The organism is Microbaculum marinum (assembly GCF_037855135.1).
GTDB classification, from domain to species: domain Bacteria; phylum Pseudomonadota; class Alphaproteobacteria; order Rhizobiales; family Tepidamorphaceae; genus Microbaculum; species Microbaculum marinum.
Window position 1 is genome coordinate 511,976 of record NZ_JAZHOF010000002.1, and the last position, 15,986, is coordinate 527,961.

Below are 15,986 nucleotides of genomic sequence, written 5' to 3' on the forward strand. Positions count from 1 at the left end.
GCGGAACTGCGCTAGACTGGGCTGTCCCCGACGGCCTGCCGATTTTCATCTCGATTCGGAGCTACGGTTTGATTCGGTTGCCCGCGCGCAAGGACGTGCTGCGCGAACTTCCCGGCTTGGGTATGACGATGGCGCTGGCCGCAGCAGGCGGCCTTGCATTTGCCATGCTCGGGCTGCCGGTTCCGTGGATTTCCGGCTCGATGATCGTGGTGGCGGCCGCCGCGCTGATGGGTGCGCCGACGATCGTGCCGCGCTGGGTGCGCGAGATCGTCTTCTTCGTGCTCGGCCTCAACATCGGGTCCGCGGTGACGCCGGAGACGATCGCAGGGATCGGCAGCTGGCCCGCGTCGATCGTCATCCTGATCGTCGCCCTGCCGATCCTGTCGGTGAGTTGCGCGGTCCCGCTGGTCTATTTCCGCGGTTGGAGCCGGGACGACGCCATGCTGGCCAGCATACCCGGAGCGCTGTCGCTGATCATGGCGCTTGCCGACGCGACCGACGCCGACGTTCCGCGTATCGCCCTGGTGCAGGCGGTGCGCGTGGCCATCCTCGTTGCGCTGCTGCCGCCGCTGATCAGCATGACATCCGGCCTCGACCTGACGATGGCGATGCCCCAAAGCGAGCTGCCGGGGCTCTACGACCTGGTTCTGCTGATCGGTCTCGGCTTCATCGGGGTGCTGCTGATGCGGCTGGCGCGGTTCCCCGCCGCCGGGCTGATGGGTGCGCTCATCGCCAGCGCCGCCCTGCACGGCACCGACGTCGTTTCGGCGACGCTGCCCTCCGAGGTGCTGATGGTGTCGTTCGTCGTGCTCGGCGCCGGCATCGGCGCGCGGTTCGCCGGTCTCGGCTGGCACAATTTCCGGGCCGGCCTGTTCGACGCGGCGATGACATTCGCGATCGGGTTCGTCGTCTCGGTACTGACGGCGATCGTCGCCACCGCCTGGCTCGGCTTTCCGTTCGGCCAGACCATACTGGCCTTCGCGCCGGGAGCGCTCGAGGTAATGGTGGTGATGGCCTTCCTGCTAGGTCTGGACGCCGCCTATGTCGGCGCCCACCACACGGTGCGATTCCTGGTGCTGGTGCTGCTCGCGCCGCTCATCTTGCGCCGCCGCCCGGGCAAGCAGGACGAGACGCAGGACCCGCTCAGAGGTCCCTGAACCGCGAGGCGAGCGCATCCGCCGACTTCGCCAGCAGGCCGAGGTCGGATCCAACGGCCACGAAGGTGAAGCCCCACTCCACGTACTGGCGGGCGTCTTCCTGGTTGCTGGTGAGGATGCCGCCGGGCTTGCCGGCCGCCTTCAGCGCGTCGATCGCCCTCTTGATGGCCGCCTGCACGTCTGCATGACGCATCTGGCCCAGATAGCCCATCGAGGCGGACAGGTCGTTGGGTCCTATGAACACGCCGTCGACCCCGTCCACGGCGGCGATCTCGTCGATGCGGCCGAGCGCCTCCTCGGTCTCGATCTGTACCAGCACGCAGATCTGGTCGTTTGCCGTATTGAGGTAGCCGGACACCCGCCCGTAGCGGCTGGCGCGTGACGTCCCCGCCGCCCCGCGGATTCCTGCAGGCGGATATTTCGCAGCCGATACCGCCTGTCTCGCCTCGTCAGCCGTCTGGACGAACGGTACCAGAATCGACTGCGCGCCTGCGTCGAGGATTCGCTTGATAAGGACGGCGTCGTTCCAGGCCGGCCGCACGACCGGGGTCGCGGTTCCGATGGCGGCAGCCTGCATCTGGGATATCAGCCCGGGGATCTCGTTGGGCGCGTGTTCCGTATCGAACAGGATCCAGTCGAACCCGGAATCGGCGATGACTTCGGCGGCAATGTTGCTGGCCAGACTGCTCCACAGGCCGATCTGACGCGTGCCCGCCGCGATCGCGTGCTTGAAGGCGTTCCGGGTGATGTCCATGGGGTGCGCTTCCTGTGCTGGTGGTGTTGTTTGGAAGTGGTCAAGGCGGCGTTCGCGACGATTGCCTTCGGCTCAGACGAACTGGATGGAGACGTCCCCGAGTTCGCCGAAATCGGCATGCAGCGTATCGCCCTTCTCCGCCCAGACCGGCCGGATGAACGAGCCGGACAGCATGATGTGGCCTGGCTCGAGGGTCACGCCGAACGGGCCGACCTTGTTGGCGAGCCAGGCGATCCCGAGCGCCGGGTGACCTAGCACGCCGGCAGCGATCCCGGTCTCCTCGATCTCGGAGTTGCGATACAGGATCCCGCCGACCCAGCGCAGGTCGACGTCCATGGGGCCGACCGGGCGCCCGCCGATGACGATGCCCGCCGCAGCGCCGTTGTCGGAAATCGTGTCGTATATCTTGCGCGGGTCCTGAATGCGCGCGTCGATGATCTCGATCGACGGCACGACGTATTCCGTCGCGCGAAGCACGTCGAGCAGGCCGATGCCCGGTCCCTTCAGCGGCTTCGCCAGCACGAAGGCGAGTTCCACCTCGACCCGCGGCACGCAATAGTCGGCGTGAGGCACTTTCGCACCGTCGGCGATCATCATGTCGTCGAACAGGTGCCCGTAGTCCGGCTCGTCGATCATCGTGGAGCGCTGCATCGCCTTCGAAGTGAGGCCGATCTTGTGGCCGATCAGCGTGGCGCCGGCCGCCATCCGCCGCCGGGCGACCTCGGCCTGGATCGCGTAGGCGTCCTCGACGGTGATGTCCGGCCAGGCGGTGGAGAGCTGGGTGCCCTGCTTGCGGGTGCGGCCGGACTCCTCGAGCTGGTCGGCGGCCTTCATGCGGTCGGCGTCGGATAGCATTCCCTTACCCCTGATCTTTTCTGATGATCTTTTCCGTGTCCGGTCAGGCGGCCGGGTCGGCCAGGGACCGTCCCCGTCAGAGCTTGATGCAGACGTTCTTGAGTTCTGTATAGAACTCCAGCGAGTAGACGCCGCCTTCGCGGCCGATGCCGGACTGCTTGGCGCCGCCGAACGGGGTGCGCAGGTCGCGCAGGAACCATGAATTGACCCAGACGATGCCGGTCTCGAGCCGGGCAGAGACCCGGTGGGCGCGGGCCAGGTTCGTCGTCCAGACGCTGGCGGCGAGACCGTATTTGGTAGCATTGGCGCGGTCTATCGCTTCGGCCTCGCTGTCGAAGGGGGCTATGTGACAGCAGGGACCGAAGATCTCCTCGGTCGTCACCGCCGCCTCGTCGGAGAGACCCGTCCAGATCGTTGGCTGGATCCAGGATCCGCCGGCAAGGTCTTCGGGCATCTCGGGAATGCCGCCGCCGGTAACGACGGTGGCGCCTTCCTCGACGGCCTTGCGGTAGTAGGACAGCACCTTGTCTCGGTGCTCCTGGCTGATCAGCGGCCCCATCCCCGTGCCGGGATCGGCGGGTGACCCCAGCCTCATCGCCTCGGCCTTCTCTTTCAGGGCCGCGACGAACCGCTCGAAGATCGGCCGCTCCACGTAGACCCGCTCGGTGCCGAGGCAGACCTGGCCGCAATTGGCGAAGCAGGAGCGCATCGTGCCCTCGATCGCCGCGTCGAAATCGCAGTCGGCGAAGACCAGCGCGGGATTCTTGCCGCCCATCTCCAGCGAAACCGGCCGGGCTCCGTCCGCGGCGGCCTTCATGATGGCCGCCCCGGTTCGGGTCTCCCCGGTGAACGTGATGGCGTCGACGCCGGGGTGGGTGGTCAGGTACTCGCCGGCGGAACCGGGTCCGAAGCCGTGGACGACGTTGTAGACGCCGCCGGGCACGCCCACCGCATTCATCACCTCGCCGAGCAGGGTCGCGGTCTGCGGGGTCTCTTCGGAGGGCTTCACCACGACGGTGTTGCCGCAGGCGAGAGCAGGGCCGACCTTCCAAGTCATCAGCAGCAGCGGCAGGTTCCAGGGGCAGATGGCCGCAACGACCCCGACCGGCGCGCGGACGGCAAAGTTGAGGGCGCCGGCGCCGTCCGGCGTCGGCGTTTCGAAGACCTCGCCGGGAACGTTCTTCACCACGTCGGCGAATATCTTGAAGTTCGCCGCGCCGCGCGGAATGTCGATCTGACGCGCCAGGCTGACGGGTTTTCCGGTGTCGGCAACCTCGGCCTCCAGGAAATCGTCGAAGCGCCGGTTGATCTCGTCGGCGACGCCGTAGAGCAGGTCGCAGCGCTGCTGCAGCGCCAGATCCGCCCACGGTCCGCGCAGCGCGGCGCGGGCAGCGCCAACGGCGGCGTCGACGTCGTCGCGGCCGGCCTCTGCCACCCTTGCTATCAGAGCGCCGTTGACGGGCGAGCGCTTGTCGAAGGCGCGGCCGCCCATGGCCGGTACGAAAGCGCCATCGACAAAATTCAGGACGTTTCTGACGGGTGAATCACTGGACGGATTTGTCTTGGCGATCCGCTGCATCGGCACCTGCCTTCGGTTCGGCGAACAGGGTCCGCATGGCGGCGCCCGGTTCCGTTTACCCCGACCCGCTCGGCGATGTCCATCGGCCGCGCCGGCCGTGCCGCCGTGAAGCGGGTCGTGTCAGCGGCGGCGCTTGACACATATCAATGCAGCTGACCTTCCCGCGGCGTTGGTATCCGGTGCGCCCGCGAGTTTCGAATTGCGGGTGCGGAACGTGACCCTGAGACGGAACCGGGACCAACCGAGATGGCAGCCTCAACTCCGGCAAAATCGCTGACGGCGGACGAAGGGGGCGTCCTCTTCCTGCTCCTTGTCTGCGCCATCGCGAGCGTCCTGATCGCGGCCAAGACGCACGATTCCACGATGGCGTTTCATGCCTGGCTTGGACTGGCCGCTGCGGGCATCGGAGCCTTTGCGGTCTTCAACGGCTACTTTCAGCGCGAAGCCAATGCGCCCGAGGAGATCGACGGCCGGCCGAACTATCAGATGGGGCCGGTGAAGCTGGCGACGGTCCTGTCGGTGTTCTGGGGCCTGGCAGGGTTTACCGTCGGTCTCTACATCGCCATGCAACTCGCCTGGCCGGCGCTCAATCTCGACCTGCCGTGGACCACCTTCGGCCGGCTGCGGCCGCTGCACACCTCCGCGGTGATCTTCGCATTCGGCGGCAACGTCCTGCTCGCCTCGTCGATGTACGTGGTCCAGCGCACCACGCGCGCCCGCATGGCCGGGGGTCTTTGGCCCTGGTTCGTCGTCTGGGGCTACAACTTCTTCATCGTGATCGCGGGTACCGGCTACCTGTTCGGGGTCACCCAGTCGAAGGAATACGCCGAGCCGGAGTGGTACGCCGACCTGTGGCTGACGCTGGTCTGGGTGATCTACCTGCTTGTCTTCCTCGGAACGCTGTGGAAGCGCAAGGAGCCGCACATCTACGTTGCGAACTGGTTCTATCTGGCCTTCATCGTCACGATCGCGATGCTGCACGTGATCAACAACGCCACGGTGCCCGTCTCCTTCGTCGAGCCGAAGTCCTACATCGTCTGGTCGGGCGTGCAGGACGCGATGACGCAGTGGTGGTACGGCCACAACGCCGTCGGCTTCTTCCTGACCGCCGGCTTCCTGGCCATCATGTACTACTTCGTGCCGAAGCGCGCCGACCGGCCGGTCTATTCCTACCGGCTGTCGATCGTGCACTTCTGGTCGCTGATCTTCCTCTACATCTGGGCGGGACCCCACCACCTCCACTACACGGCAGCGCCGCAGTGGGCGCAGACGCTGGGCATGACATTCTCGATCATGCTGTGGATGCCGAGCTGGGGCGGCATGATCAACGGGCTCATGACGCTGTCTGGGGCCTGGGACAAGCTGAGGACCGATCCCGTCCTGCGGATGCTGGTCGTCTCGGTCGCCTTCTACGGCATGTCCACCTTCGAGGGGCCGCTGATGTCGGTCCGCGCGGTCAACTCGCTCAGCCACTACACCGACTGGACCATCGGGCACGTGCACTCAGGCGCGCTTGGCTGGGTCGGCTTCGTCTCCTTCGGCGCCGTCTACTGCCTGGTGCCGTGGCTGTGGAACCGCCGCGAGCTGTACTCGCTGAAGCTCGTCAACTGGCACTTCTGGATCGCCACCATCGGCATCGTCCTCTACATCACGGCGATGTGGGTGTCGGGCATCATGCAGGGCCTGATGTGGCGCGCCTACACCAGCCTCGGCTTCCTCGAATACTCGTTCATCGAGACCGTCGAGGCGATGCATCCCTTCTACGTCATCCGCGCGCTCGGCGGCCTGCTGTTCGTCCTCGGCGCGGTGATCATGGCCTACAACCTCTGGATGACGGTTCGCTACGGCGCGCGGGGAATCGAGCCCGTCGGCCATCCCACCGCCGTCCAGCCGGCAGAGTGAGCGAGATCCGAGAATGTCATTGATGAACAGACACGAGATCTTCGAGAAGAACTCGATCGTCCTCACCGTCGGCGTGCTGATCGTGGTGGCGATCGGCGGTCTCGTCGAACTCGTCCCCAACTTCTACCTGAAATCGACGGTGGAGAAGGTCGAGGGGATGCGGCCGTACACGCCGCTGGAGCTGGCCGGACGCAACATTTACGTGCGCGAGGGCTGCTATCTCTGCCACAGCCAGATGATCCGCACCCTGCGCGACGAGGTGGAGCGCTACGGCCACTACTCGCTGGCCGCGGAATCCATGTACGACCACCCCTTCCAGTGGGGCTCCAAGCGGACCGGGCCCGATCTCGCCCGCGTCGGCGGCAAGTACTCCGACCAGTGGCACCACGACCATCTGGTCGATCCGCGCTCGGTCTCGCCGGCCTCGGTCATGCCGGGCTACCCGTGGCTGGCCGACACCCGCCTCGAGCCGACCGACATCAAGGCGGATCTGCAGACCAACCGCCTCGTCGGCGTGCCCTATTCCGACGACATGATCGACAACGCGCTCGCCGACCTCAGGGCACAGTCCGACCCCGACAGCGACGGCGTCGCCGGACTGGAGGAACGGTATCCCGGCGCGCAGGTCAGCGCGTTCGACGGCAACCCGCGCGAACTGACCGAAATGGACGCGGTCATCGCCTACCTGCAGATGCTCGGAACGCTGGTCGACTTCTCCATGTACGACGACCAGGCCGACGTGAACCTGAGGTGATGTGATGTACGAACGGCTCGCCCAGTTCGCCCAGACCTGGGGTCTCCTCTACTTCGTCATCCTTTTCCTCGTCGTCCTCGTCTACGCGCTCTGGCCGAGCAACAGGAAGCGCTTCGAGGAAGCGTCGAAAATACCCCTCCGTGAGGACTGAAAGCATGGCCGACAAGGAAATCGACCGGGTTTCCGGTACCGAAACCACCGGTCATGAGTGGGACGGTCTGAAGGAGCTGAATACGCCTCTGCCGCGGTGGTGGCTGTGGACGTTCTACGCCACCATCGTCTGGGCCGTGTTCTACTGGATCCTGATGCCCTCCTGGCCGCTCGTGAACGACTACGCGCGCGGCATCCGCGGCCAGTCCCAGCGTGCCATCGTCATGGAGCAGGTCGCCGCACTCAAGGACATGCGCGCCCGGACCGGCGCGGCCCTTGCGGATGCCTCGCTGCAGGACATCCAGGCCGATCCCGGCCTGCTGGACTTCGCAATGGCGAACGGTCGGGCCGCCTTCGGCGACAACTGCGCGCCGTGCCACGGCGCCGGCGGCGGCGGGGCGGTCGGCTATCCCAATCTCGTCGACGACTCCTGGCTGTGGGGCGGCGATCCGGATGCCATTCACCAGACCATCCTCTACGGCATCCGCTCCGCCCACGAGGAGACCAGGTTCGGCGACATGCCGGCCTTCGGCCGCGACGAACTGCTCGACAGCGGCCAGATCCGCTCCGCCGCGAACTACGTCCGCTCGCTCTCGGGCCTCGACACCGAGGCCGGCGCCGATCTTGCCGGGGGAGAGGCGGTCTACCTGGACAACTGCGCGGTCTGCCACGGCGACGACGGCAAGGGCATGCAGGAGGTCGGGGCGCCGAACCTGACCGACGGGATCTGGCTGTACGGCAGCGACCTGGACACCGTCGTCCACCGGATACGGGTCGGCGGCGGCGGCGTCATGCCACCCTGGGTCGACCGGCTCGACCCGGTAACGATCAAGTCGCTGGCGGTCTACGTGCACAGCCTCGGCGGCGGCTGAGGCGGCCGAATCCGAAGACTGCAAACCGGCGGTCGCCCGCGTCCGGGGGAGGAGGCGGGCGGGTCGCGAGCCAGCCGCACGACAGCGGCATCGGAGAAGCGAACATGCGTGCCGATACGACGAGTGGCGGTGCCCCCGCGCCGCTCTACGCAGCCCGCAAGAAGGTCTACCCGCAGAAGGTCGAGGGCCGGTTCCGGACCATCAAGTGGACGCTGATGATCGCCACGCTGGGGGTCTACTACTTCACCCCGTTCATCCGCTGGGACCGCGGTGCGTACGCGCCGGACCAGGCCGTCCTGATCGATTTCCCGACGCGCCGCTTCTATTTCTTCTTCATCGAGATCTGGCCGCAGGAAGTCTACTACGTCACCGGCCTGCTGATCCTGGCGGCGATGATCCTGTTCCTGATGAACGCGGTCGCGGGCCGGCTATGGTGCGGCTACCTGTGTCCGCAGACGGTCTGGACCGATCTGTTCTATGCAGTCGAGCGGCTGATCGAGGGCGACCGTCGCGAGCGCATGCAGGCCGACCGGCGCGGCTGGACCCCGACGCTCGTCATGGAGAAGATTTCCAAGCACACCCTATGGCTGCTGATCGCCTGGTGGACCGGCGGCGCCTGGGTTCTCTACTTCGCCGATGCGCCGACCCTGGTGAAGGATCTGGCCACCTTCCAGGCTTCGCCGATGGTCTACATGTGGATCGGCATCCTCACCTTCACGACCTACCTGCTGGCCGGCTTCGCCCGCGAGCAGGTGTGCGTCTACATGTGTCCCTGGCCGCGCATCCAGGCCGCGCTCACCGACGAGTGGGCGCTCAACGTCACCTATCGCTACGACCGCGGCGAACCGCGGATGTCCGTGAAGCATGCCGAGCGCGCCAAGGCAGCCAGCCTGCCCGCGGGCGACTGCATCGACTGCTTCCAGTGCGTCGCCGTCTGTCCCACCGGCATTGACATTCGCGACGGCCTGCAGCTCGAATGCATCCAGTGCGGCCTGTGCATCGATGCCTGCGATACGGTGATGGACAAGATCGGCCGGCCGCGCGGCCTGATCGGCTACGACACCGACATCAACATCCACCGTCGCGAGGAAGGCCTCGCGCCGGTCTATCGCTTCGTCCGGCCGCGCACGGTCGTCTACGCCGTCATCATCCTGGCCGTCACCGGCGTCATGGCATGGAGCCTGGTGACGCGGGGCCACAGCGGCGTCAACGTCATCCACGACCGCAATCCGCTGTTCGTCCCGCTCACCGACGGCGGCTACCGCAACGGCTATACGGTGCGCATCCTCAACAAGCGGCTCGAGCCGACCGACTACGTGCTGTCGATCAGCGGCGTTCCCGGCGCCAGTGTGGAGGCGATCGGGATCGGGGAGTACCGGAACGGCGCTCCGGTCGTAAACGTGCGGCCCGACACGACACGCGAGGTTCGCGTCGTGGTGCAGTCGCCGCCCGGTGCCGATATCGACGACTCCACGCCGATCACGTTCACGATCCTCGATCCCGCGACCGGCGAGACGGACACGGCAAGCGACTTCTTCAGAGCCCCCTGAGCGACAGGTTCCGGCATGCCCACGGCAACACCCATGCACAACGACACCGGCTTCCGTATCACCGGCAGGACCGTCCTGTTGGGTCTGGTCGGCTTCTTCGGCCTGATCTTCGCGGCGAACGCGGTACTGATCTGGCTCGCGGTGTCGAGCCACACCGGCACAGTCGTCGGCTCCTCCTACAAGGCCGGTGGCCAGTATCAGGGCGAGATCGACGCGGCCAGGGCGCAGGCCGCCAGGCATTGGACGGTCGGCGCCGATCTGGTCCGGTCCGGTCCGGGCGCAACCATCAACGTCCGGGTCCGCGACGCCGCCGGCGCCCCCGTCAGCGGCCTGTCGATGGCGGCGCGGCTGGCCAGTCCGGCAGACGAGACGGCGGACGTGGTCGTGACGCTGATCGAAGGCGAGGTCGGGCGGTATCGCGGCATTGCAGAAAGGATCGCTCCGGGGCGGTGGATGCTGATCATCGACGCCGACCGGAGCGGCGACCGGGTCTATCATTCCGAAAGCAGGATCACCCTGAGGTAGTCGACATGGGCTTCCTCGACCGTGATCTCGGCAGCTTCGTCACCGTCGTCGGCGACGGCATCGAGCACATGGACCTCGCGGTCGAAGGGGTCCGTTGCGCCGGCTGCATGGCGAAGATCGAAAGGGGCCTCAGCGGTGTACCCGGCGTGACACGGGCCCGGCTGAACTTCACCGACCGGCGGCTCGCGGTCGAGTGGCACGCCGGAAGCCTCGCCCCCGGCGATCTCGTCGACAGGATCTCGGAACTCGGCTACCGGGCGCATCCCTTCGATCCCGGTGCGGCCGCGGGCGCCGAGGCGGCGGACTCCAGACGGCTGTTGAAGGGCATGGCCGTCGCCGGCTTCGCGGCGATGAACATCATGCTGCTGTCGGTGTCGGTGTGGTCGGGAAACGTCACCGACATTACGCCGGAGACCCGCGACCTGTTCCACTGGATCTCGGCGCTGATCGCGATCCCCGCCGTCGCCTATGCGGGCAGGCCGTTCTTCTCCTCCGCCTTCCAGGCGCTGCGCAACCGCAGCGTCAACATGGACGTGCCGATCACGCTCGGCGTGCTCTTGGCGATGGGCATGTCGCTGGCGGAGACCTTCACCGGCGGCCGCCACGCCTATTTCGACGCGGCGGTCATGCTGCTGTTCTTCCTGCTGGTCGGCCGGTACCTCGACATGAACATGCGCCGCCGCACGCGGGCGCAGGCGGAGAACCTCGCCGCGCTGAAAGGCGAGACGGCGGCGAAGCTGCTGCCGGATGGTGCGATACGGTCCGTGCCGGTGTCCGCAATCGATCCCGGCGACCGGGTGCTCGTCGCGGCCGGCGAGCGCCTGTCGGTCGACGGGATCATCGAGACCGGCTCCACCGAGATCGACCAGAGCCTGGTGACCGGGGAGACCGCCTACGAGCGGGTCGGACCGGGCGACCGCGTCTATGCCGGCACGCTCAACATGACCGGGGCGCTGACGGTCCAGGTCACCGCGGCGGCGAAGGGGACGCTGCTCGACGAGGTCAATACGCTGCTGGAGGTCGCCCAGACCGCCCGCTCGAGCCGGCTGGCGCTGGCCGACCGGACCGCCCGCTTCTACGCGCCGCTCGTTCACACCGCAGCTGCCCTTACTTTTATCGGCTGGCTTGCGGCCGGTGCCGACTGGCACGCCGCCCTGACGGCGGCGATCGCGGTGCTGATCATCACCTGCCCCTGCGCCCTGGGGCTTGCAATTCCCGCCGTCCAGGTGGTCGCTTCGGGCCTGCTGTTCCGCGCCGGCGTGCTGCTCAACGCGGGCGATGCGATCGAGCGGTTTGCGGACGCCGACGTGGTCGTCTTCGACAAGACCGGAACGCTGACCTGCCCCGAGCGGTCAGTCGTCGCGCCGCGGGCGGTGTCCGGCGAGACGCTCGAACGCGCCGGACGGCTCGCGCTTTCCAGCCGGCACCCGCTGGCAGCCGCGCTCGTGTCGCACGCCGGCGGCAAGGCGCCGTTCCACGGCGCGATGGAAGAACCGGGTAGAGGTGTCAGGGTCGAGGTCGACGATGCCGAGCTGCGGCTCGGATCGGCCGCGTTCTGCGATGTTCCGGCCGACGTGGCCGGCGCAGCGGAAACCGGCACCGATTCGCTTGTCTGGTACCGCGAGGGTAGCGGTACGCCGGTTGCGATTGCCGTGACCCAGGCCCTTCGCCCCGATGCACGGGACGTCGTCGCCCAGCTCGCCGAACGCGGCCTGCGGACGATGATCCTGTCCGGCGACCGGGCCTCAGCCGTCGACGTGGCGGCCGAGGCGCTCGGCATCGCCGACCGCCGCGGAGGCCTGAAGCCGGCCGACAAGATCGCCGTGCTGGAAGACCTGAAGGCAAGCGGCCACAAGGTGCTGATGGTCGGAGACGGCCTCAATGATGCGCCAGCGCTTGCCGCCGCCCACGTCTCCATGTCGCCGATCACCGCCGTCCATCTGTCGCAGGCAGCCGCCGACGCGGTATTCCTGGGCGACCGGCTGGCGCCGGTTGTTGCGGCAATCGACATATCCCGCCGCGCCCGGCGGGCCATGGACCAGAACCTCTGGTTTGCAGCGCTCTACAATCTGTGTGCGGTTCCCGTTGCCGTGTTCGGCTTCGTAACGCCGCTGATCGCCGCACTGGCGATGTCGAGTTCATCCGTCATCGTGACGCTCAATGCGCTCAGGGTGCGGACCGAAGCCCGCCGGCTCGGTATCGGGAGCGGCGCGGACTGATGGACGTCCTGTTCATCCTCATTCCGGCCGCACTGGCGCTCGGCCTACTCGGCCTCGGGGCATTCCTGTGGTCGATGAAGTCCGGCCAGTACGAGGATCTCGACGGCGCCGCCTGGCGGGTGTTGCAGGATGACGATCTGCAGGGGCGTCACGGAGAGCCGGACTAGCAGGCGCTCCGACATCACTCGGCCGCGGCGGCGCGGCCCGTATCGGCGTAGGGGATGCCGAGCGCGTCCCAGGTCTCGCACAGCGCACCGGCGAGGGTGTCTATCAGCTGATCCCCGTGAAACGGCGTCGGCGTGATGCGCAGGCGCTCGGTGCCCCGGGGCACGGTCGGGTAGTTGATCGGCTGGATGTAGATGTGGTGCCTGTCCATCAGCCGGTCGCTCGCCGCCTTGCACAGTTCGGCGTCGCCGACCAGCACCGGTACGATGTGGGTGACGGACGGCATCACCGGCAGGCCGCGACGCGACAGCACGTCCTTGGTGCGCGTCGCCTGGCGCTGCTGGGATTCGCGTTCGGCGGTGGAGGCCTTGAGGTGGCGGATCGAGGCGGTCGCCGCGGCCGCCACGGCAGGCGGCAGCGCGGTCGTGAAGATGAAGCCGGGCGCGAAGGAACGCACCGCGTCGACGATGTCCGTGCTTGCGGCGATGTAGCCGCCGAGGCAGCCGAAGGCTTTCGCCAGCGTTCCCTCGATCACGTCGATGCGGCCCATCTCGCCATCGCGTTCGGCGATGCCGCCGCCGCGCGGTCCGTACATGCCGACCGCGTGCACCTCGTCGATATAGGTCATCGCGCCGTAGCGCTCGGCGAGGTCGCAGATGCGGCCGACGGGCCCGATGTCGCCGTCCATCGAATAGACGGACTCGAACACGATCAGCTTCGGGCGCTCCTTGCCGGCCGCCTTCAGCAGGTCCTCGAGATGGCCGACGTCGTTGTGGCGGAAGATCTTCTTCTCGCAGCCTGAGCGCCGCACCCCCTCGATCATCGAGGAGTGGTTGAGCGCGTCGGACAGGATCAGGCAGTCCGGTATCAGCCGGGCGATGGTCGAGATCGAGGCCTCGTTGGAGATGAAGCCGGAGGTGAAGACCAGCGCGGCGTCCTTGCCGTGCAGGTCGGCGAGTTCCGCCTCCAGGCCGACCAGCGGGTGGCTGGTGCCGGAGATGTTGCGGGTGCCGCCGGCGCCGACGCCCATGCGCGCGGCCGTCTCCTGGAACGCCTCCATGACCTTCGGATGCTGGCCCATACCGAGGTAGTCGTTGGAGCACCAGATGGTGATCTCGCGCGGGCCGGCTTCGGCGTGATGGCGCGCCTTGGGGAACTGTCCGGCCATGCGCTCGAGCTCGGCAAAGACCCGGTAGCGCTTTTCGGCGGCCACTTCACGGATCGCCGAGCGGAACACTCGCCTGTAGTCGAAGCTCATGGGTATCGCCTTCCGGTATCGCTGTCCGGATGTCGCAGATCCGGGGCCTGCCGGCCATGCGCTCGCGCAAACTGGCGGCCCGTTTCCGATTGATATACGCTATGAAACAGGAATTATTCCAATTCGCAACCGAGCGGGCTGCGTCAATTCCTCGCGTTATCGGAATGTCATGTTCGACCCTTCTAATTCCGCGCGGGCACCCAACCGGCGAACTGGTCAGTGACAGCCGATTCCTTTGATCTCGCCATCGTCGGCGCCGGCATCGTCGGCCTCGCGCACGCCCTGGCGGCGGCGCGGCGGGGGCTGAAGGTCGTCGTCATCGACCGGGACGCCCAGGCGAACGGGGCGTCGGTTCGCAACTTCGGCTTCGTCACCGTCACCGGCCAGCAGGCCGGCGCCTGCTGGCGCCGGGCGATGCGGTCGCGCGACGTCTGGGCGGCGATCGCCCCGCAGGCGGGAATAGACGTTATCCATCAAGGGCTTGCGGTCGCCGCCCGGTATCCGGAGTCGGTCCCGATGCTGGAGGCGTTCCTGGAGACCGAGATGGGCGAGGGGTGCGAGATTCTGACGCGCGACAGGGCGCGGGAGCGGGTGCCCGGACTGCGGGACGACGTGCAGGCGGTGCTGTGGAGCCCGCACGACCTGCGGGTCGAGTCCAGGGATGCCATCCCGCTGCTCTCGCGGTGGCTTGAGAGTGCCATGGGTGTGTCGATACGGCGCCAAACCTCTGCCAGGGAGGTGTCACTGCCGCTCATCGAGACGAGCGCTGGGCCGATCCGCGTCGAGGCGGCGATCGTCTGCCCCGGCGACGACCTGCTCGGCCTCTATGCGGACCGGATCGCCGCATACGGACTGACCCGCTGCAAGCTGCACATGATGCGGCTGCGGCCGCAGCGCGAGGTCCGCCTCGAGGCGGCGGTGATGTCGGATCTCGGCCTGGTCCGCTACCTCGGCTACGCGGAACTGCCGCAGGCCGAGGCCCTGAGGCGGCGGCTCCGGGACGAGCGGTCGGCGGCGCTCGACGACGGCGTCCACCTGATCGTGGTGCGCTCGGCCGACGGCAGCCTGGTCGTCGGTGACAGCCACCACTACGCGGACACGCCCGATCCCTTCGCGCCCGACTCCGTCGACCGGACCATTCTCGAGGAATTCGACAACGTGCTCGACATCGGTCCCTATTCGGTTGCCGAACGCTGGACGGGGACCTATGCCTCGGCCTCCGACCGGCTGATGCTGGTCGACCAGCCCGAGGAGAGGGTCCGGATCGTCATCGTGACCAGCGGCACCGGGGCATCGACGGCCTTCGCAATCGCCGAGGAGGTGATCGCAGACATGTACGGGACCTGAAGACCATGACGGAATCGCGCCTCAAGGCAGTTGTGTTCGACTGGGCAGGGACCGTCGTCGACTTCGGTTCGCGCGCGCCGATGGGCGCCTTCGTCGAGGTGTTCGGGCGCTTCGGCGTCGACATCTCGATCGAGGAGGCGCGCGGGCCGATGGGCCTGCCGAAATGGGACCACATCCAGGCGCTCGGCCGGAACCCCCGGATCGCCGAGGCGTGGAAGGCGGCGAAGGGGGCCCCGTTCACCGATGCCGACGTCGACGCGATCTACGAGGTGTTCGTGCCGCTCAACGCGGAGGTGGTGGTCGACTACGCCGACCTCATCCCCGGCGCCGTCGAGACGGTCGCCGCGCTGCGCGAGCGCGGCCTGAAGATCGGCTCCACCACCGGCTACACCCGCGAGATCATGGAGCGGCTGGCGCCGCTTGCCGCCGAACAGGGCTTCGCGCCGGACAACCTGGTCTGCGCCGGCGACCTGTCGTCGGGGCGGCCCGGGGCGCTGATGATGTACAGGACCTTCCTCGACCTCGACGTCTGGCCGGCGTGGAGCGTGGTCAAGGTCGACGACACCGATCCGGGCATCGCCGAGGGGCTCGCCGCGGGCACCTGGACGGTCGGCGTCGCCGCCTCCGGCAACGCCATGGGCCTGTCGCGGGAGGAATACGAGGCGCTCGACGACGACACCTACCTGGAACGCTTCGCCGCCGCCGAATCGACCCTGCTGCGGGCCGGCGCGCATTTCGTCGTCGGCTCGGTCGAGGACCTGCTGCCCGTCATCGACGAGATCGAGGGGCGGCTGCTGCGCGGCGAGCGGCCCTAGCCGCAAGGCCGCCGGCGGTCCCGCTCCCTGTCGGTTGGCTATCGGCACCGTCGCGGATTTCTGCGTATATTCCTCCTGTTCATT

15 protein-coding genes are annotated in these 15,986 nt (G+C 67.5%); 11 read left to right on the forward strand and 4 right to left on the reverse strand.

The window, feature by feature from the left end:
- Positions 1-68 precede the first annotated feature (68 nt).
- Positions 69-1,157 carry an AbrB family transcriptional regulator gene (locus V3328_RS05935; protein WP_340328692.1) on the forward strand — a complete coding sequence of 363 codons (1,089 nt, stop codon included), beginning with the start codon at positions 69-71 and terminating at the stop codon, positions 1,155-1,157.
- On the opposite strand, the gene V3328_RS05940 is transcribed toward V3328_RS05935, so the two are convergent.
- From V3328_RS05940 to V3328_RS05950, 3 genes are all read right to left on the reverse strand, one after another.
- The gene (locus tag V3328_RS05940) at positions 1,144-1,911 is read right to left on the reverse strand and encodes an HpcH/HpaI aldolase family protein (RefSeq protein ID WP_340328693.1); all 768 of its coding nucleotides are present in this window, start codon (positions 1,909-1,911) and stop codon (positions 1,144-1,146) included. The genes V3328_RS05935 and V3328_RS05940 overlap by 14 nt on opposite strands.
- Positions 1,912-1,983: 72 nt before the next feature.
- Entirely contained in the window at positions 1,984-2,766 is a 783-nt protein-coding gene (gene hpaH / locus V3328_RS05945; RefSeq protein WP_340328694.1) for a 2-oxo-hept-4-ene-1,7-dioate hydratase, read from the reverse strand.
- A gap of 76 nt (positions 2,767-2,842) precedes the next feature.
- Entirely contained in the window at positions 2,843-4,345 is a 1,503-nt protein-coding gene (locus tag V3328_RS05950; RefSeq protein ID WP_340328695.1) for a 2-hydroxymuconic semialdehyde dehydrogenase, read from the reverse strand.
- Between the two features lie 246 nt (positions 4,346-4,591).
- Between V3328_RS05950 and ccoN the strand changes: the two genes are divergently transcribed.
- From ccoN to ccoS, 8 genes are all read left to right on the forward strand, one after another.
- Entirely contained in the window at positions 4,592-6,247 is a 1,656-nt protein-coding gene (gene ccoN / locus V3328_RS05955) for a cytochrome-c oxidase, cbb3-type subunit I (protein ID WP_340328696.1), read from the forward strand.
- Positions 6,248-6,260: 13 nt separating this feature from the next.
- Entirely contained in the window at positions 6,261-7,001 is a 741-nt protein-coding gene (ccoO, locus tag V3328_RS05960; protein ID WP_340328697.1) for a cytochrome-c oxidase, cbb3-type subunit II, read from the forward strand.
- A 4-nt stretch (positions 7,002-7,005) separates the two neighbouring features.
- Positions 7,006-7,152 carry a cbb3-type cytochrome c oxidase subunit 3 gene (locus V3328_RS05965; RefSeq protein ID WP_340328698.1) on the forward strand — a complete coding sequence of 49 codons (147 nt, stop codon included), beginning with the start codon at positions 7,006-7,008 and terminating at the stop codon, positions 7,150-7,152.
- Between the two features lie 4 nt (positions 7,153-7,156).
- Positions 7,157-8,023, forward strand: a complete 867-nt coding sequence (gene ccoP, locus V3328_RS05970; protein WP_340328699.1) for a cytochrome-c oxidase, cbb3-type subunit III — start codon at positions 7,157-7,159, stop codon at positions 8,021-8,023.
- Between the two features lie 104 nt (positions 8,024-8,127).
- The gene (ccoG, locus tag V3328_RS05975; protein WP_340328700.1) at positions 8,128-9,573 is read left to right on the forward strand and encodes a cytochrome c oxidase accessory protein CcoG; all 1,446 of its coding nucleotides are present in this window, start codon (positions 8,128-8,130) and stop codon (positions 9,571-9,573) included.
- Positions 9,574-9,606: 33 nt separating this feature from the next.
- Positions 9,607-10,098 carry a FixH family protein gene (locus V3328_RS05980; RefSeq protein ID WP_340328701.1) on the forward strand — a complete coding sequence of 164 codons (492 nt, stop codon included), beginning with the start codon at positions 9,607-9,609 and terminating at the stop codon, positions 10,096-10,098.
- A gap of 5 nt (positions 10,099-10,103) precedes the next feature.
- Complete coding sequence (locus tag V3328_RS05985) at positions 10,104-12,317, forward strand: heavy metal translocating P-type ATPase (RefSeq protein WP_340328702.1); 2,214 nt, start codon at positions 10,104-10,106, stop codon at positions 12,315-12,317.
- The gene (gene ccoS / locus V3328_RS05990) at positions 12,317-12,484 is read left to right on the forward strand and encodes a cbb3-type cytochrome oxidase assembly protein CcoS (RefSeq protein WP_340328703.1); all 168 of its coding nucleotides are present in this window, start codon (positions 12,317-12,319) and stop codon (positions 12,482-12,484) included. Before V3328_RS05985 ends, ccoS begins: the two co-directional genes overlap by 1 nt.
- A 14-nt stretch (positions 12,485-12,498) precedes the next feature.
- Here ccoS and hemA read toward each other — a convergent pair whose 3' ends face one another.
- Positions 12,499-13,740: a 5-aminolevulinate synthase gene (gene hemA / locus V3328_RS05995; RefSeq protein ID WP_340328704.1), complete on the reverse strand. Its 1,242-nt coding sequence runs from the start codon at positions 13,738-13,740 to the stop codon at positions 12,499-12,501.
- Between the two features lie 219 nt (positions 13,741-13,959).
- Here hemA and V3328_RS06000 point away from each other — a divergent pair, with 219 nt between their 5' ends.
- Both V3328_RS06000 and phnX read left to right on the forward strand, forming a co-directional pair.
- Positions 13,960-15,087 carry a TIGR03364 family FAD-dependent oxidoreductase gene (locus tag V3328_RS06000; protein WP_340328705.1) on the forward strand — a complete coding sequence of 376 codons (1,128 nt, stop codon included), beginning with the start codon at positions 13,960-13,962 and terminating at the stop codon, positions 15,085-15,087.
- A gap of 5 nt (positions 15,088-15,092) precedes the next feature.
- Positions 15,093-15,902 carry a phosphonoacetaldehyde hydrolase gene (phnX, locus tag V3328_RS06005; protein WP_340328706.1) on the forward strand — a complete coding sequence of 270 codons (810 nt, stop codon included), beginning with the start codon at positions 15,093-15,095 and terminating at the stop codon, positions 15,900-15,902.
- The last annotated feature ends 84 nt before the right edge of the window (positions 15,903-15,986 follow it).